Origin of the sequence: Tistrella mobilis KA081020-065 (assembly GCF_000264455.2) — a bacterium.
Lineage (GTDB): Bacteria > Pseudomonadota > Alphaproteobacteria > Tistrellales > Tistrellaceae > Tistrella > Tistrella mobilis.
Window position 1 is genome coordinate 478,271 of record NC_017957.2, and the last position, 17,358, is coordinate 495,628.

At 68.4% G+C, this 17,358-nt stretch carries 18 protein-coding genes; 11 read left to right on the forward strand and 7 right to left on the reverse strand.

Going from position 1 to position 17,358, the window contains the following annotated elements; translation table 11 throughout:
- The first annotated feature begins 210 nt into the window (after window positions 1–210).
- From dctP to TMO_RS20060, 11 genes are all read left to right on the forward strand, one after another.
- Window positions 211–1,233 (forward strand): TRAP transporter substrate-binding protein DctP, encoded by a 1,023-nt coding sequence (dctP, locus tag TMO_RS20010; RefSeq protein ID WP_228382338.1) that lies wholly within the window; start codon window positions 211–213, stop codon window positions 1,231–1,233.
- Window positions 1,234–1,294: 61 nt separating this feature from the next.
- Window positions 1,295–1,801, forward strand: a complete 507-nt coding sequence (locus tag TMO_RS20015) for a TRAP transporter small permease (RefSeq protein WP_014747517.1) — start codon at window positions 1,295–1,297, stop codon at window positions 1,799–1,801.
- Complete coding sequence (locus tag TMO_RS20020) at window positions 1,798–3,075, forward strand: TRAP transporter large permease (protein WP_014747518.1); 1,278 nt, start codon at window positions 1,798–1,800, stop codon at window positions 3,073–3,075. Before TMO_RS20015 ends, TMO_RS20020 begins: the two co-directional genes overlap by 4 nt.
- Window positions 3,076–3,106: 31 nt before the next feature.
- Window positions 3,107–4,459: an MmgE/PrpD family protein gene (locus TMO_RS20025; RefSeq protein WP_014747519.1), complete on the forward strand. Its 1,353-nt coding sequence runs from the start codon at window positions 3,107–3,109 to the stop codon at window positions 4,457–4,459.
- Window positions 4,460–4,485: 26 nt separating this feature from the next.
- A complete protein-coding gene (locus TMO_RS20030) occupies window positions 4,486–4,986 on the forward strand; it encodes a MaoC family dehydratase (protein ID WP_014747520.1) in 501 nt (166 codons plus the stop codon).
- Window positions 4,987–5,012: 26 nt separating this feature from the next.
- Window positions 5,013–6,158 (forward strand): acyl-CoA dehydrogenase family protein, encoded by a 1,146-nt coding sequence (locus TMO_RS20035; RefSeq protein ID WP_041607176.1) that lies wholly within the window; start codon window positions 5,013–5,015, stop codon window positions 6,156–6,158.
- A gap of 10 nt (window positions 6,159–6,168) precedes the next feature.
- A complete protein-coding gene (locus TMO_RS20040; RefSeq protein ID WP_014747522.1) occupies window positions 6,169–6,651 on the forward strand; it encodes a MaoC family dehydratase in 483 nt (160 codons plus the stop codon).
- Complete coding sequence (locus TMO_RS20045) at window positions 6,648–7,883, forward strand: CaiB/BaiF CoA transferase family protein (RefSeq protein ID WP_014747523.1); 1,236 nt, start codon at window positions 6,648–6,650, stop codon at window positions 7,881–7,883. The genes TMO_RS20040 and TMO_RS20045 overlap by 4 nt, the downstream gene beginning before the upstream one ends.
- Entirely contained in the window at window positions 7,880–8,803 is a 924-nt protein-coding gene (locus TMO_RS20050; RefSeq protein WP_014747524.1) for an HpcH/HpaI aldolase/citrate lyase family protein, read from the forward strand. The genes TMO_RS20045 and TMO_RS20050 overlap by 4 nt, the downstream gene beginning before the upstream one ends.
- A gap of 72 nt (window positions 8,804–8,875) precedes the next feature.
- Window positions 8,876–9,628, forward strand: coding sequence for an IclR family transcriptional regulator (locus TMO_RS20055; RefSeq protein WP_014747525.1), 753 nt, complete (start codon window positions 8,876–8,878; stop codon window positions 9,626–9,628).
- 12 nt (window positions 9,629–9,640) lie between these two features.
- The gene (locus TMO_RS20060; RefSeq protein WP_014747526.1) at window positions 9,641–10,819 is read left to right on the forward strand and encodes an MFS transporter; all 1,179 of its coding nucleotides are present in this window, start codon (window positions 9,641–9,643) and stop codon (window positions 10,817–10,819) included.
- A 12-nt stretch (window positions 10,820–10,831) separates the two neighbouring features.
- Here the strand turns inward: TMO_RS20060 and TMO_RS20065 are convergent, their stop codons facing one another.
- The 7 genes from TMO_RS20065 to TMO_RS20095 form a co-directional block, all read right to left on the reverse strand.
- Window positions 10,832–11,677, reverse strand: a complete 846-nt coding sequence (locus TMO_RS20065; protein WP_014747527.1) for a crotonase/enoyl-CoA hydratase family protein — start codon at window positions 11,675–11,677, stop codon at window positions 10,832–10,834.
- Window positions 11,678–11,778: 101 nt separating this feature from the next.
- Complete coding sequence (locus TMO_RS20070; RefSeq protein WP_014747528.1) at window positions 11,779–12,174, reverse strand: hypothetical protein; 396 nt, start codon at window positions 12,172–12,174, stop codon at window positions 11,779–11,781.
- Window positions 12,175–12,244: 70 nt separating this feature from the next.
- Window positions 12,245–12,697 (reverse strand): hypothetical protein, encoded by a 453-nt coding sequence (locus TMO_RS20075; protein WP_014747529.1) that lies wholly within the window; start codon window positions 12,695–12,697, stop codon window positions 12,245–12,247.
- A gap of 99 nt (window positions 12,698–12,796) precedes the next feature.
- Complete coding sequence (locus TMO_RS20080) at window positions 12,797–13,276, reverse strand: hypothetical protein (protein WP_014747530.1); 480 nt, start codon at window positions 13,274–13,276, stop codon at window positions 12,797–12,799.
- A 129-nt stretch (window positions 13,277–13,405) separates the two neighbouring features.
- The gene (locus tag TMO_RS20085; protein ID WP_014747531.1) at window positions 13,406–14,086 is read right to left on the reverse strand and encodes a glutathione S-transferase family protein; all 681 of its coding nucleotides are present in this window, start codon (window positions 14,084–14,086) and stop codon (window positions 13,406–13,408) included.
- A gap of 51 nt (window positions 14,087–14,137) precedes the next feature.
- Complete coding sequence (locus tag TMO_RS20090) at window positions 14,138–15,283, reverse strand: acyl-CoA dehydrogenase family protein (RefSeq protein ID WP_014747532.1); 1,146 nt, start codon at window positions 15,281–15,283, stop codon at window positions 14,138–14,140.
- A gap of 44 nt (window positions 15,284–15,327) precedes the next feature.
- Window positions 15,328–17,322, reverse strand: a complete 1,995-nt coding sequence (locus tag TMO_RS20095) for an acetyl-CoA carboxylase biotin carboxylase subunit (RefSeq protein WP_014747533.1) — start codon at window positions 17,320–17,322, stop codon at window positions 15,328–15,330.
- Window positions 17,323–17,358: the final 36 nt, after the last annotated feature.

Here is a 17,358-nt window from a genome sequence, read left to right on the forward strand (position 1 = left end):
GGCGCCTACAGTTCTTTCTGAACGATGCGGGGGCCGCAGCGATGCGCCGCCGGCAGGCATGTCCCTGAAAATATGGATCATATCATCCCGGCCGCGCCAACGGCCGGGCAGGGAGAAGTCATGCCAATGCATGTGTCCGCCGTCTCGTGGCGGCGGGCGAGCATCAGCACCAGACGCCGGTTCACGGCGCGGTCATGCCAGGAGGAAATGATGACGTTTTCACGCTGGGGAGCGGCCGGTGCCGGCGCCGTGCTCGCCTGGACGGTTGCCATGGGGGCCGCGTCTGCGGCGGATACCGTCGACTTCCGGATCTCGCTCGACACCTCGCCCACCCATGTCCGCACGACCTGGGTGCAGGAATTCGCCGAGCGGCTGAAAGACCAGTCCGGTGGTACGCTCAACGCCACGGTCTATCACAGCGGCCAGCTGTTCAAGGATGTGAATGTCGCCAAGGCCCTGCGTCAGGGCAGTGTCGAGATGGCCGTGCCCGGTACCTGGGTGCTGGGCGGGTTCGAGCGCCGCTTCGACACCGCGACCCTGCCGATGCTCTATGGCCGCGGGCCCGACGACTATCACGCCATTTCCGACGGCGAGCCCGGCCGGCTGATCGCCGAAGGGCTTGAGGAGAAGCTGGACGTCAAGGTGCTGGGCAAGTGGTTCGACCTCGGCGCCAGCCATACCTATTTCGCCAGCCGCAAGGTCGAGACCTATGCCGATATGAAGGGCGCCAAGGTGCGCTTCCCCGGCGGTGCCGGACTGTCGGCGCGGCTGGAATATCTGGGGGCGACGCCGGTCCTGGTGCCCTGGCCCGATGTGCCGCTGGCCATGTCGCGCGGCAATTTCGACGGGCTGATCACCACCAATGAGAGCGTGAAAAGCGCCAAGCTTTGGGAATCCGGGCTTAAATACGTCTTCGAGGACTACCAGACCTTCGGCCAGTACATCCCGATGGTGGCGGGCGGCTTCTGGAAGAAGCTGACGCCCGACCAGCAGCAGATGATGACACGGATCTGGGACGAGGTCACGACCGAGGAACGCGCTGCCGCCCTCACTGCCCAGGAAGAGGCGGGGGACGAGGCGAAGCGCCAGGGCGTGATCTTCATCACCCCGACCCCTGAAGAACGCGCCGACATCCGCCGGCAGATGATGCAGGCGCAGGACGAGATCGCGAAATCGATCGGCATCCCGGCCGATTTCGTGACGCTGGTTCAGGATACCCTGCCGCCCGACTGACGGTCTCCCCCTCTCGCCCCCGCATCCGCACCGAGAGACGATCGTCAGCCCGGAGGCGCCCTTGAACCGCGTTCTGAAGCTCGTGGAACACGAGCTGGTCGGGCTCGTCGCGACCATCGCGATGCTGCTTGCGACCTGGCAGCTGCTCAGCCGCTATCTCTACCCGCCCGCATCGACCCACTGGATCGACGAGGTGGTCATCTACCTGATCATCTGGGCCTCGTGCCTGAGCTTCAGCGGGCTGGTGGCGGGCAATGCCCATGTCCGTGCCGATCTGGTGCTGCGCCTGCTGCCGCCGCGCATGCAGCGCGTGGTGGAAGGCTTCAACACGCTCGCGGCACTCACCCTCTGCGGCCTGCTGGTCTGGTTCGGCGGCCGGATCGTGTTCGACGCCTGGGATATCGGCGAGACCAGCCTCAGCGAATTGCAGTTTCCGATGTGGATCTACTACCTGGCCCTGCCGGTGGGGGCGGCGCTGATGGCGCTGCGCTATCTCGCCCGCCTGGCCGGCCTGATCACCGGATCCGTTGCCGGGCAGGACGTGCTGGATGGGGGAGGCCATCTGTGAGCCAGGCGCTGTTCGGACTGTTCTTCGTCTTCCTCGGCGCCGGCATGCCGATCTTCGTGGTGCTGGGGCTGACCGCCGCGGTACTGCTGGCGGCCGACGGATCCTCTCTGCTGCTGCTTGCCCAGAAGGTACTGGACGAGCTGAATTCCGAGCTGCTGATGGCCTTGCCCTTCTTCGGCATGGCGGCGGTGTTCATGCAGCGCGGCGGCATCGCCCGCGCCCTGATCGACGTTTCCGCCGCCTGGATGGGCCGCCTGCCCGGCGGCCTGGGCGTTGTGGCGGTGGCCGGCTGCACGATCTTTGCCGCCATCGCCGGGTCGAGCGTGGCCACGGCGCTGGCCATGGGCACGATCCTGGTGCCGGCGATGATCCAGCGCGGCTATCCGGCCTCGTTCTCCACCGCGCTGATCGGCACCGGGGGCACGCTCGGCATCCTGATCCCGCCCAGCCTGCCCCTGATCCTGTTCGCGATCATCGCCGAGGAATCGGTGCCGCGGCTGTTCCTGGCCGGCGTGGTGCCGGGCGTGCTCCAGGCGCTGATGCTGATCCTGTTCGTGATCTGGACCGCCCGCCGCAAGGGCTATCCGCCCGAGCCGCGGATGAGCCGGGCGGACTTCGTCCGGGTCAACCTGAAGGCCCTGCCGGCCTTCGCGGTGCCGGTGATCGTGGCGGTCGGCATCTATGGCGGCTTCGTCACCGTGACCGAGGCGGCGGTGCTGGCGGCGCTGGTGGCGATGCTGGTGGGCATGACCGTCTATCGCGGCTTCACCCTTGCCCAGGCGCCGGCAGTGATGGGCCATGCGGTCAGGTCCGCCGCCAGCATCATGGTGATCATCGCCATGGCGCTCGCCTTCGGCCATTGGGTGACGGAAAGCGGCGTGCCGGCGGCGGTCGTCGATTTCGTCACCCGCAACGACCTCTCGGCCTGGCAGTTCCTGCTGGCGATCAACCTGCTGCTGCTGGTGCTGGGCATGTTCCTGGAGGTGGCCTCGATCATCCTGATTGCGGTACCGATCCTGATGCCGGTGGTCACGGCACTCGGCATCGACCCGGTCCATTTCGCGATCGTGATCGTGGTGAACATGGAGATCGCGCTGCTGACCCCGCCGGTCGGGCTCAATCTCTACGTCCTCTCCAGCATTTCCAAGGTGCCGATCGGCGAGGTGATCCGCGGCATCTGGCCGTTCATCGCCCTGTTTGCGGTCTATCTGGCGCTGATCACCTATGTGCCCGCCCTGTCGCTCTGGCTGCCGACCCTGGTCTATGGCGGCTGAGCTTCATCCCATTCCCTGTCGAGGAGACGAGATGATGACCTCGATCGATGGTTCCGGCGGCATCACCGGAGCGTTCACCCGCCTGCTGGCCGGGCTCGGCACTGCAGCGATCGACGAGGAGGCGGCGACCGTTGCCCGGCAATGCCTGCTCGACTGGATCGGTGTGTCGCTGGCCGGCCGGCATGAGCCGCTGGTCGACATTCTGGTCGAGACGGCACGTGAGGAGGGCGGCGACGGCCATCTGCCGCTGCCCGGCCGGCCCGAGACCCTGCCGCTGACCCAGGCGGTGACCGTCATCGGCGCCATGTCCCATGCGCTGGATTATGACGACGTCCATCTGGCGATGCAGGGCCATCCGAGCGTGGCGGTGATCCCGGCAGCCTGGGCCCTGGCCCTGGCAGAGGGCCGGGACGGCGCCGCCCTGATCCGGTCGATCGTGGGCGGGTTCGAGATCGCCTGCCGGACAGGCCTGCTGATGGGACCGTCGCATTATGCCCGCGGCTGGCATGCCACCGGCACGGTCGGCACCTTCGGTGCGATGGCGGCCTCGGCCCTGCTGCTGGGGCTTGACGAGGACCGCATGGCCCATGGTTTCGGCATCGCCGGCACCCAGGCCGCCGGGCTGAAGGCGGTGTTCGGCACGATGAGCAAGCCGCTCCATGCCGGGCGCGCCGCGGCCAACGGGCTGACGGCGGCCCGGCTCGCCGCCCGCGGCTTCACCAGCCATACCGACATCCTGGGCGCGGCCCAGGGCTTCGGCGACACCCAGTCCGACGGGCTGGATCCCGCGGCGGCGCTTGCCCCGGCGCCGGGCTTCATGATCCGCGACACCCTCTTCAAGTATCATGCCGCCTGCTACCTGACCCATTCCGCGATCGAGGCGGTGCACAGCCTGGGCCGGATCGACCCCGAGGCGGTGCGGCGGGTGACGGTCCGGGTCGATCCCGGCCATCTCAGGGTCTGCAACATTCCGGCCCCGGCGACGGGGCTGGAGATGAAGTTCTCGCTGCGCATGACTGCGGCGCTCGCCCTTGCCGGCGAAGACACCGCGCGCGAGGCGCTGTTTGCCGATGCGACCGCCGCCCGGCCCGATCTCGTCCGGCTGCGCGATGCGGTGACGGTCGAGCCGCGCGCGGCGCCGAGCAGCACACTGTCTGAAATCGAGGTCGAGCTTGCCGACGGCGCCACCCGCCGCGCCGCTTTCGATGTCGGCGTGCCGGCGGCCGATCTCGACCGGCAATGGCAGCGGCTGTCGGCCAAATTCCTCGGCCTTGCCCGGCCGGTGCTGGGCGAGGCCCGCAGCCGCGAGGTGCTGAGCCGGGTGCGTGAACTGGATGCCCGCACCGATCTCGGCACCCTGGCCGGGCTTCTGGCCGCCGCCTGACTTATCCCCAAGGAGTACCGAACGATATGAGTGACAGCACCGACAAGAGCGGGGATTTCCGGGAGAGGGCGATCCTGCTCGCCCGCGGCAACCGCTACGAGGATTTCGAGCCGGGGCGGGTGTTCGAGCATCATCTGGGGCGCACGCTGACCGAGGGCGACAACATCGCCTTCACCACGCTGACGCTTCATTACAACCCGCTCTATTTCAACGAGGCTTTCGCCCGGGCCAACGGCCATGACGGGCTGGTGGCCAACCCGCTGCTGGTCTTCAACATCGTCTTCGGCCTGTCGGTCGAGGATCTGAGCGAGGGCGGTGGACCGTTCCTCGGCGTCGACGACCTCAACTTCCTGCGCCCGGTCCGGGTCGGCGAGACGCTGCTCGCCCGCAGCCGGGTGCTGGACCGCCGTCCGTCGGACAAGTTCAAGGGCTACGGCATCGTGAGCTGGGCGACCGAGGGCTTCACGCCCGAGGGCCTGACCGTCGTCACCTTCCAGCGCTCCAACCTCGTGAGGTACCGGCAGTGAGCACGCGTCCCGAAACCGGCGGCTATATGACCGAGGACCGCCGGATGATCCAGCAATCTGCCCGCGATTTCGCGATGCGCGAGGTGCTGCCGGTCGCCAACCGGCTGGACCCCGAACAGGGCGACATCCCGATGGCGCTGCGCGACAAGATGGCCGAGATGGGCTATTTCGGCATCACCATCGACGAGAAATACGGCGGTCTGGGCCTCGGCTGTTTCGAATACTGCCTGGTGGCCGAGGAACTGGCGCGGGCCTGGATGAGTGTGGCCAGCATCATCGCCCGCGGTAACGGCATGATCGGCTTCGATGCGATGAGCGAGGCGCAGCGGGCGGAGATCATGCCCCGGGTCGCCTCGGGCCAGTATCTCGGCGCCTTCTCGATGTCGGAACCGAATGCAGGATCGGACGTCGCCAATATCAGCTGCCGGGCGCGGCGCGACGGCGACGACTGGCTGATCACCGGCAACAAATACTGGTGCACCTTCGCCGACGGTGCCGACTACATCATCGTCATTGCCCGCACCGACCCTGATGTCGACCCGAAGCGTCGCCACAAGGGGCTGTCGATCTTCCTGGTCGACAAGCCGCGCGGCCAGCTGCCGCCCGGCTGCCAGGGTAACCCGATCCCCAAGATCGGCTATTTCGGCTGGAAGACCTGGGAACTGGCCTTCGACGACTGCCGGGTACCGGCTTCGGCCATGGTGGGCGAAGAGGGCAAGGCCTTCTATGCCGTGACCCATGGGCTTGAGAAGGCCCGCGCCCATACCGCCGCCCGTGCCATCGGGCTTGCCCGCGCGGCGCTGGAAGATGCCACCGCCTATGCGCAGGAGCGCATCCAGTTCGGCCGGCCGATCGGCGATTTCCAGGCGATCCGCTTCAAGCTTGCGACCATGGCGACCGAGATCGAGGCCGCCCGCCAGCTGATGTATTTCGTCTGCACCGAGATCGACAGCGGCCGGCGCTGCGACAAGGAGGCGGCGATGGTGAAGTATTTCGCCTCGGAAATGGCCGAGCGGGTCACCAGCCAGGGCCTGCAGATCCTGGGCGGCGCCGGCTACACCAAGCTGCACGCCATGGAGCGCCACTGGCGCGACGCCCGGCTGACCAAGATCTTCGAGGGTACCTCCGAGATCCAGCAGCGCATCATTTCCGACCATCTGCTCGGACGCTGAGGAGGCGGACATGTTGAGCACGCTCACCGCATCTTCGAAATATTTCGAGGATTTCACCCCCGGCGAGGTCTACCGCCATGCCCGCGGCAAGACCGTCACCGAGATGGACAACGTGATGATCACCAACATGGTGATGAACACCGCCGAGGGCCATTTCAACGAGCATCTGATGAAGGGCAACGAGATCTTCGGCCAGCGCGTGGTGTTCGGCGGCATCAACATCTCGATGGTGATCGGCCTCGCCGCCCAGGACACCGCCGCCAATGCCGTTGCCGAACTCGGCATGGATAAGATCCGGTTGCGCCATCCGGTCGTCCATGGCGACACGCTCTATGCCTATAGCGAGGTGCTGTCGGCGGAGGCCGCCGCCGACCGCGACGATGCCGGCGTGGTGACCTTCCGCCATTGGGGCGTCAATCAGGACGACAGGCTGGTCTTCCAGGGTGAGCGGCGGGTGCTGATCAAGCGCCGCAGCCATTGGGGGGAGAAATGAGCACCCCCCCGGGCGGCAGCCTTCCGGGTGCGCTCGCCGGGCTGAAGGTCATCGATCTGACGGTGATGCTGGCGGGGCCGTTCTGCACCATGCTGCTGGCCGATCAGGGCGCCGACGTGATCAAGGTGGAACCGCCCGAGGGCGACCATACCCGCACCGTCGGCCCGTTCATGCCCGATGACGGACTGCGCGCCTTCGGCGGCTATTTCCAGAGCGTCAACCGCAACAAGCGCAGCATTGCGCTCGACCTGAAGAGCGCGGCCGGCCGGGCCGATTTCCTGAAGCTGGTCGCAGGCGCCGATGTGGTGGTGGAGAACTTCCGCACCGGGGTGATGGACCGGCTGGGCCTGGGCTACGAGACCCTGGCCGCGGTCAATCCCCGGCTGGTTTATGCCTGCCTGCGCGGCTTCGGCGATCCGCGCACCGGTGCCAGCCCCTATGTCGACTGGCCGGCCTATGACGTGGTCGCCCAGGCGATGGGCGGGGTGATGGGCATCACCGGCCCCGCCCCCGACCAGCCGCTGAAGGTGGGGCCGGGCATCGGCGACACGGTGCCGGCCACCATGCTCGCCTTCGGCATCCTGGCGGCGGTGCGCCATGCCGACCGCACCGGAAAGGGCCAGTTCGTCGACATCGCCATGTACGACGCCATTCTGGCGCTGTGCGAACGCATCGCCTTCCAGCATTCCTATGCCGGCGTGGTGCCGCATCCGGAAGGCAACGGCCACCCGCTGCTCTGTCCCTTCGGCCTGTTCCGCGCGGCCGACGGCTGGGTGTCGATCGCCTGTCCGCAGGACCGGTTCTGGCGCGACCTCTGCACCGCCATGGGCCGGCCCGAGCTTGGCACCGATCCGCGCTATGCGCTCAACAACGACCGGGTGGTGCATCGCGCCGAGGTGATCGAGGCGGTGACCGCCTGGACCACGACCCGCAGCAAGGCGGAACTCGGCGCAGCGCTTGGCGGGCTGGTGCCGTTCGGCCCGGTCAACGATGCCGCCGACATCTTTGCCGACCCCCATGTCGCGGTGCGCGAAATGCTCCAGCCGGTCGACCATCCGGGCTCCGCCCGCCGGGGCATGATTGCCGGCGTGCCGCTGCGCATGACCCTGACCCAGGGCCGGGTGCGCGCCCGGGCGCCGCTGCTCGACGAGCATGCCGACGATATCCGCGCCGAATTCACACGCGCCGCGCCCTCCCTTCAGAAGACCTCGAACCAGGACCAGACATCATGACCGACAGCCTGAAGACCCGCCCCCGCCGCCTGCGCCGCAGCCAGCTGAGCGTGCCCGGCAGCAGCGAAAAGATGATGGCCAAGGCGGCAGGCTCGGCCGCCGACCATGTCTTTCTGGATCTGGAAGACGCGGTGGCACCCAATGCCAAGGTGGCGGCACGGTCGAAGATCGTGACCGCGCTGCGCGACCTCGACTGGGGAAACAAGACGCGCTGCGTGCGGATCAACGACCTCGGCACCGAATATGCCTATGAGGACGTGATCACCGTGGTCGAGGGCGCGGGCGCGCATCTCGACACCATCATGGTGCCGAAGGTGAAGACCGCGCATGACGTGATGTGGATCGACATCCTGCTCGGCCAGATCGAGCGCAAGCTCGGCCTCACCCGCCGGATCGGGGTCGAGGTGCTGATCGAGGAGGTGGAGGGCATGATGAACATCGATGCCATCGCCGCCGCCTCGCCGCGCCTGGAATGCCTGATCTTCGGCATGGGCGACTATTCGGCCTCGCAGGGCATCGATATCGGCAGTGCCTTCGGCCCCTCGGGCTATCCGGGCGACATCTGGCATTATCCGCGCTACCGGCTGGCGATCGCCGCCCGCGCCCATGGGCTGGATGCGGTCGACGGCCCCTTTGCCGATTTCCGCAACCCGGAGGCCTATCGCGAGGAATGCCGCCGGGCGATGACCCTGGGCTGCGTCGGCAAATGGGCGATCCATCCGGCCCAGATCGAGCCGGCGCTGGAGGTCTTCTCTCCCTCCGCCGAGGCTGTCACCCGAGCGCGCAAACTCGCCGCCGCCTATGCCGAGGCCCAGGCCCGTGGCGAGGGTGCGGTGCAGGTGGACGGGGTGATGGTCGATGTCGCCTCGATCCGCATCCTGCAGAACGTGATCGACAAGGCGGAGATGATCGGGATGTGATGCGGGCGGGGCATGCCGGTCGGCATGCCCCTGCCTGCGCCACCGCATCATCCTGAAGGGGGAGCCTCATCCATGGCCGAAGGCGATGGTGTCGTCAAATCCGCGGGCCGGGTGCTTGGCCTGCTTCAGGTCTTCGCCGAACATCGCCGGCCGATGCGGGTGTCCGAGATCGCCCAGGCCATGGGCATTCCGCAATCCAGTACCTCGATGCTGCTGAAGACGCTCACCGCCATGGGCTATGTCAGCTTCGATGCCGAGGCCAAGGCCTTCCGGCCGACCCTGCGCGTGGCCCTGCTCGGGGCCTGGCTGAACGAGGAATTCGCGACCGAAGGCAGCGTCGACGAGATGATGGTCGAGATGGCCCGCGCCACGGCCGATGCGGTCATTCTGGCGGTGGAGAACGGTGTCTGGTCGGAATACATCCATGTGGTGCAGTCCGAGCAGGATCTGCGTTATGCATTGCGGCCGGGCACGAAGCGGCCCTTGCCCGCGACCAATCTGGGCCGGGTGCTGCTGGCGGCCAAGCCCGATGACGAGATTGAGCGGATCGTCCGCCGGATCAATGCCGAGGCGGCAGCGGGTGACCGGCGTTTCGATGTCGCGACAACGCTTGACGCGGTGCATGCGATCCGGCGCGACGGCTATTCCTTCGCCCATAATCTGATCTCGTCCGGGGCGAGCGTCATCGCGCTGCCGATGCCGGTTCCGCCCGGCTACAAGCCGATGGCGATCGGCATCGGCGGCCCCACCGACCGGCTGGAGCGGGGGCAGGAGATGATCCTGGCGGAGATGCGCCGGCTGCTGTCGCAGTATCTGGGGGGCTGAGCCTTGTCCGCGATGCTGCCGCCGCTGCTGGTGACGCTGATCGCCCATACCGTGCTGTCGCTGTCGGCGGCATCGGTGCCGGTGCTGATGCCGATGATCGCCGGCGCCGATGCCGCGGCGGTAATCGGCTCGTTCACCGCGGTTCTCTATGCGAGCGCGGCCCTCACCTCTTTGTCCACCGGCCATCTGATCCAGCGCATCGGGCCGGTGACCGCCATCCAGATCGCGCTCTTCGCCTGTGCGGCCGGCGTGCTGCTCTGCCAGATCGGCAGCCTGCCGGCGCTGATCGGCGGGGCGGTGCTGATCGGCATCGGCTATGGCCCGGTGACGCCCGCCGGATCGTTGCTGCTGAGTTTCACCGTGCCCGTGCGCCGTTTCGGGCTCGCCTTTTCCATCAACCGCACCGGTGTGCCGGGCGGCATTGCGCTGGCCGGCCTCATCCTCCCCCGGACCGGCCAGGCTTTCGGCTGGCATCTGTCGCTGGCCGGCATTGCCGGTGCCGCCCTGGCAGCCGCCCTCGCCCTTGGGGCGGGGCGGTTCCTCGACCGTCCCATCCGCCGTCCGCCCCCCTCCGGAGGGCGGATGGGGCGGTCTCTTGTCTCAGGTCTCGTGGCCAATCTGGCCCATGTCCTGACCGATCGGGCGGTGGCGCCGCTCTCGCTCGCCTCGGTCGTCTATCTGGGGGCGCAGAGCTGCCTTGCCGCCTTTCTGGTCGCCTTCCTGATGGGGCCGATGGGGATGGCAGCAGTGGAGGCGGGCGCCCTGCTGGCGGCAGCCCAGGCGGTCGGCATCGGTGCCCGGCTGGTGCTGGGCATGATGTCGGATCTTCTGCCCTCGCGGCTGGTCATGGTCGGGTTGATCGGTCTGGTGATCGCGCTGGCGGCCGGGCTCACCGCGGCGATGTCCCCCGGCTGGCCGGGGATCATCGTCACCGCGGTGGTGTTGCTCTACGGCGCCTCCGCACTCGGCTGGAACGGGGTGGTGCTGGCGGCACTCGCCCAGGCGGCGCCCCGGGAGCGGGCGGCGGAAATCTCCGGCGCCTCCACGGCGGTCGCTTATGCCGGCGCGGTGGCCGGCCCCGGTCTCTTCGCCCTGGTGCTGGAGGCGGCGGGCTTCGCCGCCGCCTTTGCAACCGTGGCCGGGATCGCGGTCCTGGCCGCGCTGGTCATTCTGCGGCGGGCCACGGCGTAACCTTTGGCACGTTCAGTCGCGGAAGCTGGCCGGCCGCTTTTCGAAGAAGGCGGTCATCGCTTCGGTCAGGTCGTCCGACAGCAGCATGGCGGCGTTCCAGGTGGCGATGTAGTTCAGCCCGTCGGCGACGGAATGGTCGCGGACATAGGTGATCATCTCCTTGGTGCCGCGGATGGCGAGCGGCGATTTGGCGGCGATCCCGGCCGCGATCGCCTGCACGCCCTCGTTCAGTGCGTCGACGGTGGGGAAGCGGCGGTTGATCAGCTGCATGGCCTCGGCTTCCGCCGCGGTCACCTTGCGGGCGGTATAGGCCAGCTCGCGCGCCATGCCTTCGCCCACGATCTTGGGCAGGCGCTGCAGGGTGCCGACATCCGCCGCCAGGCCCATATCGACCTCTTTGACCGAGAACCAGGCGTCTTCGGCGGCATAGCGCATGTCGCAGGCGGTGATCAGGTCGATGCCGCCGCCGACGCAGGGGCCGTTGACGGCCGCGATCACCGGCTTGCGGCAGCGTTCGACCGAGGTGACGGTGTCCTGAATGTCCAGGATCTGGCGGCGGAGCTTTTCACCCCGCCTTCCGTCGCAGCCGTCGGCCACCTCGTCCTTCATCGCGCCCAGCATGGCCAGATCGATGCCGGCGGTGAAGAAGCGCCCGGCGCCGGTGATGATGCCCACGCGCGCTTGCGGAGTCTCGTCCAGCCATTCCATCGCCGCCTTCAGCTCCACCCACATCGGCGCGTTCATGGCGTTGGCCTTGTCCGGCCGGTTCAGCGTCACGCGGGCGACGGCATTCTCCAGCGTGACGGTCAGGGTGGTGAAGTCCGGCGGCGTGACGGCGGCGGGGCGGGAGGCGGACATCGGGGCGTTTCCTCGTCAATCAGACGTTCGTTTCAATTTGCCCGATTGTCCGTCATACCCCCCGTCAGTGCAAGGGCGTGCGCGCAAGGCTGCGCGCCCTGTCAGCGGCTTCCGAACAACTTGCCGACAACCGACCCCATCACCGGCATCAGGGTGGAGAGCAGGGACCCGAAGAGGCCGACCCCGCCGGCCACCCCCTCCAGATCGGCATCGCTCAAACTATCCGTGCCGGCAAGCGGCGGCACCGGCAGGACCAGATGGTCGACGGTGCTGCGCGCCGCGACGGCGGCGGCCTCTGCGGGGGCGGTGATTTCGGCGGTGACCTGCACGCCCTCGGCCAGGATGAAACCGGCGCGGGTCAGCTCGGCCTTCGGGTCGGCCAGGAGGCGGTGATGATGTGCTGCATCGCGGCTGGCCGCCGCCAGCAGCCGGGCCAGATCTTCAAGCGTCGCGGCCTGCGGCGCGGCCGGTACGGGGGCGTGATGCGGGGCGGCCATTGGGGGGCTCCGGGCGTCGTATCGGAAAGAAGGGGGGTCGGGACGGAGGAGCCCGGGGAGGGGGGCGCCGCTACGAGTTGTAGACGGCGGAGATGTCGTTGATCGTCTTGGCCGCCGCCCCCTTGACGGAATGGCCTGTGAACAGCCCGACGGCGAACAGCACGCCGGCGCCCATGGCCATCAGATGGGCCATGAACCGGCCGGCCGCACCGCTGCCGGCCACGGCCTCCAGATCCGCATCGCTCAACTCGCCGTCCGACAGCGGCGGCAGGGGCAGCACCAGGCATGACGGCGTGGTGCGGGCGAGCACGGCGGCAAAACCGGCGGGGAAGGTCACCTCGGTCGTAACCTCTACCCCCTCGGCGATCGGCAGGCCGGCCTCGGCCAGGACCGCCCGCGGGGCGGTGCGCAGCCGACCATGCAGATCCGGATCGCGGCCGGCGGCTTCAAGCAGCCCGGCCAGCTGTCCCAGGATCTCGGCCTGACGGGCGTCCGGCACGGTGGGGTGAAGGGTGTCTGCCATGAGGGATCTCCCGGCCTGCATGCATGTCCAGGCGACAAGAATAGCAATGGGGCGCGCGGCCCGACCTGACGCTGCGTCTCGACTAACGTGCCGGGCGTCTCAATCCGGCGCGAAGCGGCCGGCGCTTCGGGCGCGCGTCAGCCCCCGCCCTGGGCGGCCTGCGCATCGGCATTGTGCTGGGCGACCGCCCCGGCTATGTCGACCTTCCGGTAAAAAAATCTGGTTGAAGGCTGCCCGTGCGGCCCCGAACAGGCTGCCGAAGAAATTGGCGAGCGCGCCGCCACCGGAGACGCCGTCCAGATCGGCATCGCTCAGCTCGCGGCCGTCGACCAGCGGCGGCACCGGCAGGACCAGACGGTCGGGGGTGGTGCGGCCCGCCACCGCCGCGGCCCGGGCGGGCGGGGTGATCTCTGCCGTCACCTCGACGGAATCGTCGACCGGCAGGCCGGCTTCGGCCAGTGCGGCGCGCGGATCGGCCAGCAGGCGCCCATGCAGCTCCGGATCGTGGGCGGCATGGTTCAGCAGCCGGGCCAGGCGGTGCAGGGCATCGGTGTCGGTGGCGGCAGGTGTGTCGGACATCGGGACAGTCTTCCGCTGGCGTGCAGTCATGTCTGCAGCATAGCGGGGATGGCCGGGCCGGACTTTTCACTGCGTCTCTAAAACCCGGCCGCCCGTCTCATTCGTTTCGGCGTCTCGTTCGTTCCGGGGCTACTTCGCCACCCCGATCTTCGGCACCGGCACACCCTGCTCTTCGGCCGCTTTCAGCTGCACCGCCTTGGCGCGCTTAAAGCCCTCGCGCCCCGACAGCCGCTCCCAATAGGCCCGGACATTGGGGCCGAGTTCCCCGGCGAGCCCCACCGAATGGGCAAGCAGGATGGCATAGCCGACCGAGATGTCGGCGGCGGTGAAGCGGTCGGCGCAGAGATATTCCTGTTCGCCGGTCATCTGCTCGATCAGCCGCAGCCGGGCCAGGAACCATTTGGCATAGTCGTCCGCGGCCTGGGGCAGCTTGCGCTCGTCGGGTTCGAAGAAGCGATAGCGCAGCACCAGGGTCTGCGGAAAGGTCAGTGTCGCCTCGCCGAAATGCAGGAAGTTGAGGAAGGGGCCGTAATCGGCCTCGTCCGGCGACACCGCCAGGCTGGTCGGGCCATAGCGGGTGACGAGATACTGGCAGATCGCCGCCGATTCGGTCATCCGCTTACCCTCGTCGAACAGGGCCGGGATGGTGCCGAGCGGGTTGATCTCCAGATAGCTCTTCTGGAACACCCGGGGCGGGAAGGGCAACATCTTCAGCTCATAGGCCGGGCCGCCGGTCTCCACCGCCAGCTCCTCCAGCGTCCAGAGCGGGCGGAAGGAACGGGCGTCGTGGCAGTGATAAAGCGTCAGCAAGGCGTCTGATCCTCCCGGGTGCTGTCCGTCCGGCGTAGACGACTGCGGGGCTTACAGCCCCATCTGCCGGCTCGCCAGATCCTTCATGATTTCCTCGGCGCCGCCGCCGATGGCATTCACCTTCACTTCGCGGTAGATCCGCTCCACCGCCGCCCCGCGCATATAGCCGGCGCCGCCGAAGATCTGCACGGCTTCCGAGGCACAATACGCCATGGTCTGCGTGGCCTGGTTCTTGGCCATGCAGATCTGGGCAACCGGATTGTCGCCGGCTTCCAGCGCCCAGACCAGTCTTTCGATGAAGGCTTCGGTCACTTCCACACGCTGGGCCATGTCGACCAGCTTGTGGCGGATGACCTGATGGCCGGACAAAGGCTTGCCGAAGGTGGTGCGCTCGCGGGCATAGGCGGCCGCCTCGTCGACGCAGACCCGGGCGAAGGCGCAGGCGGTGGTGGCGAGCGAAATCCGCTCGTCGTTGAAATTCAGCATGATGGTCCGGAAGGCTGAGCCTTCCTCGCCGATCAGATTGGCGACCGGCACCCGCACCTCGTCGAAATGCAGCGTCGCGGTATCCGATGCCCACCAGCCCATCTTCTTCAGCGGCGTGCGGGCGAAGCCGGGGCTTCCCGCCTCGATCACCATCAGGCTGATACCGTCGCGGCCGGGGCCGCCGGTGCGCACCGCGACCGTGTAATAATCGGCGCGCATGCCCGATGTGATGAAGGTCTTCTCGCCGCTGACCACGTAATGGTCGCCCTCGCGCCGCGCCTTCGTGCGGATGCTGGCGACGTCGGAGCCGCCATTCGGTTCGGTGATCGCCAGCGCCGAGATTTTCTCGCCCGCCAGAATGCCCGGCAGCACCCGGGCCTTCAGCGCGTCCGAGCCCGCCTTCAGGATCGGCGGCGCGCCGATGGTGTGACTGAGCAGGCTGGCGGGCACGCCGCCCGCCCCGCAGCGCGCCAGTTCCCGGCCGGCGATCATGGCCATGAACCGGTCGGCCGGGATGCCGCCATACGCTTCCGGATAGCCGAGGCCGAGCAGCCCGATCTCCGCCGCCTTCAGGTAGAGGTCGCGGGGGAATTCGCCCGCCTCGTCCCAGTCGTTGACGAAGGGGGTGATCTCCCGCGCCACCCAGCGGCGGAGCGTGTCCTGCCACTCCAGATGATCGGGGGAGAGATAGGGGGAGCGCAGGAGGTTCATGGGGGGCGTCTCCGTCTGGTTCAGCCTGCGGCAGCCGGGCCGGTTCAGCCTGCCGCAGCCGGGGCCTCGATCTCGACCAGGATCTGGCCGGCGCCGACCTGGTCGCCTTCGCCGACGGTGACGGCGGTGATCCGGCCGGCGAGGTCGGCCTTGTGCACATGCTCCATCTTCATCGCCTCCAGCGTCACCAGCGGCCGGCCGGGTTCGACCTCGTCGCCGATGGCGGCCAGAACCGCGACCACGCGGCCGTTCATCGCCGCCCGGATCCGGCCGTCACCGGCGGCCTCCCCGGCGCGATGGGCCGGTTCGAACGAGCGGTCGTCGATCCGGACCGGCCGGCCGTCCAGATGCAGATGCAGCACATGGCCGTCGCGGGCGAAGCGCAGCCGGGTGGTGGTGCCGTCGATGGCGGCGACCAGCGCGCCGGCCACGCCATCGGCTTCGGGCACAAGCTCGACCGGCGCCAGCGCCACCGTCTCGCCATCGACCTCGGCGGTGAACTGGCCGGGGCCGGACCGGGCGATGGAGACGGCCGCGGCAGTGCCGTCGATGGCAAGCAGCACCGGCACGGGCAGGGTATGGGCCAGGCTGCGGCCGGCGACCTTCCGCCCGTCGCCGGCAATGCCGTGGAGCAGCAGGGCCGCAACCGCGGCGGCGCGGCGATCGGCCAAGGCGTCGCGGGCCAGCAGCTCGTCGCCATGGGTGCCGATGAAGGCGGTGGTCGCCTGGCCGGCTGCGAAGACCGGATGGGCCAGACAGGCGGCCAGGAAGCCCTGATTGGTGGCGATGCCCAGCGCCACCGTGTCTTCCAGCCCGTGGATCAGCTTGCGGCAGGCATCGGCGCGGCTGGCGCCATGGGCGATGACCTTGGCGATCATCGAGTCGTAATAGGGCGAGATTTCCGGGTCGCCGCCCAGCGCATGGTCGACCCGCAGCGCCGCCGTCGGCTCCCAGGCCCGGAAGCGGCCGCTCTGGGGCATGAAGCCCTTCGCCGGATCCTCGGCACAGAGCCGGACCTCGATCGCATGGCCCCGCACCTGCACCTGGGCCTGGGTGATCGGCAGCGCTGCGCCTGAGGCGGCGATCAGCTGCAGTTCGACCAGGTCGAGCCCGGTAACGGCCTCGGTGACGGGATGCTCCACCTGCAGCCGGGTGTTCATCTCCATGAAGTAATAGCGGCCCCGGGCGTCGAGCAGGAATTCGAGCGTGCCGGCGCCCTCATAGCCGATGGCCCGGGCGGCCTGGACGGCGGTCTCGCCCATCCGTGCGCGCAGATCTTCGTCGACCGCGGGCGAGGGCGCCTCTTCGATCACCTTCTGATGGCGGCGCTGAACCGAGCAGTCGCGCTCACCCAGATGCAGCACATTGCCATGACGGTCGGCGATGACCTGGATCTCGACATGGCGCGGCGACAGGATCGCCTTTTCGATGATCACATCCGGGTTGCCGAAGGCGCTCTGCGCTTCCGATCGCGCACTTTTCAGCGCGGCGGGAAAATCGGCGGCGTTCTCGACCAGCCGCATGCCGCGGCCGCCGCCACCGGCGGTGGCCTTGATCATCACCGGAAAGCCGATCCGGCCGGCCTCGGCGGCGAGCCGGGCCTCGTCCTGGTCTTCGCCCTGATAGCCGGGCACGCAGGGCACGCCGGCCGCTTCCATCACCCGCTTGGCGCCGGCCTTGTCGCCCATGGCGATGATGGCGGCGGGCGAGGGGCCGATGAACACGATCCCGGCCTCGGCGCAGGCGCTGGCGAAAGCGGCATTCTCGGCCAGGAAGCCATAGCCCGGATGGATGGCATCGGCGCCGCTGGCTTTGGCGGCGGCGATGATCGCGTCGATCTTGAGATACGAGGCGGCGGGTGCGGCTTCGCCGATGCGCACCGCCCGGTCGGCCTCGCGGACATGGGCGGCGCCGGCATCGGCATCTGAATAGACCGCGACCGTGCGATAGCCCAGGCGGCGGGCGGTGCGGATCACCCGGCGGGCGATCTCGCCGCGATTGGCGATGAGGATGGTGGAGAAGGGGGTAGGTTCGGCCATGACCCTGACACTCTGACGGAAGACGGGAAGGGGTGG

Coding starts and splice junctions, on each gene's coding strand:
- TMO_RS20095 (WP_014747533.1), bottom strand. CDS start 17,322: ATGGCCGAACCTACCCCCTTCTCCACCATCCTCATCGCCAATCGCGGC.
- TMO_RS20025 (WP_014747519.1), top strand. CDS start 3,107: ATGATGACCTCGATCGATGGTTCCGGCGGCATCACCGGAGCGTTCACC.
- TMO_RS20055 (WP_014747525.1), top strand. CDS start 8,876: ATGGCCGAAGGCGATGGTGTCGTCAAATCCGCGGGCCGGGTGCTTGGC.
- TMO_RS20045 (WP_014747523.1), top strand. CDS start 6,648: ATGAGCACCCCCCCGGGCGGCAGCCTTCCGGGTGCGCTCGCCGGGCTG.
- TMO_RS20075 (WP_014747529.1), bottom strand. CDS start 12,697: ATGGCAGACACCCTTCACCCCACCGTGCCGGACGCCCGTCAGGCCGAG.
- TMO_RS20030 (WP_014747520.1), top strand. CDS start 4,486: ATGAGTGACAGCACCGACAAGAGCGGGGATTTCCGGGAGAGGGCGATC.
- TMO_RS20060 (WP_014747526.1), top strand. CDS start 9,641: ATGCTGCCGCCGCTGCTGGTGACGCTGATCGCCCATACCGTGCTGTCG.
- TMO_RS20040 (WP_014747522.1), top strand. CDS start 6,169: ATGTTGAGCACGCTCACCGCATCTTCGAAATATTTCGAGGATTTCACC.
- TMO_RS20050 (WP_014747524.1), top strand. CDS start 7,880: ATGACCGACAGCCTGAAGACCCGCCCCCGCCGCCTGCGCCGCAGCCAG.
- TMO_RS20070 (WP_014747528.1), bottom strand. CDS start 12,174: ATGGCCGCCCCGCATCACGCCCCCGTACCGGCCGCGCCGCAGGCCGCG.
- TMO_RS20090 (WP_014747532.1), bottom strand. CDS start 15,283: ATGAACCTCCTGCGCTCCCCCTATCTCTCCCCCGATCATCTGGAGTGG.
- TMO_RS20080 (WP_014747530.1), bottom strand. CDS start 13,276: ATGTCCGACACACCTGCCGCCACCGACACCGATGCCCTGCACCGCCTG.
- dctP (WP_228382338.1), top strand. CDS start 211: ATGACGTTTTCACGCTGGGGAGCGGCCGGTGCCGGCGCCGTGCTCGCC.
- TMO_RS20035 (WP_041607176.1), top strand. CDS start 5,013: ATGACCGAGGACCGCCGGATGATCCAGCAATCTGCCCGCGATTTCGCG.
- TMO_RS20065 (WP_014747527.1), bottom strand. CDS start 11,677: ATGTCCGCCTCCCGCCCCGCCGCCGTCACGCCGCCGGACTTCACCACC.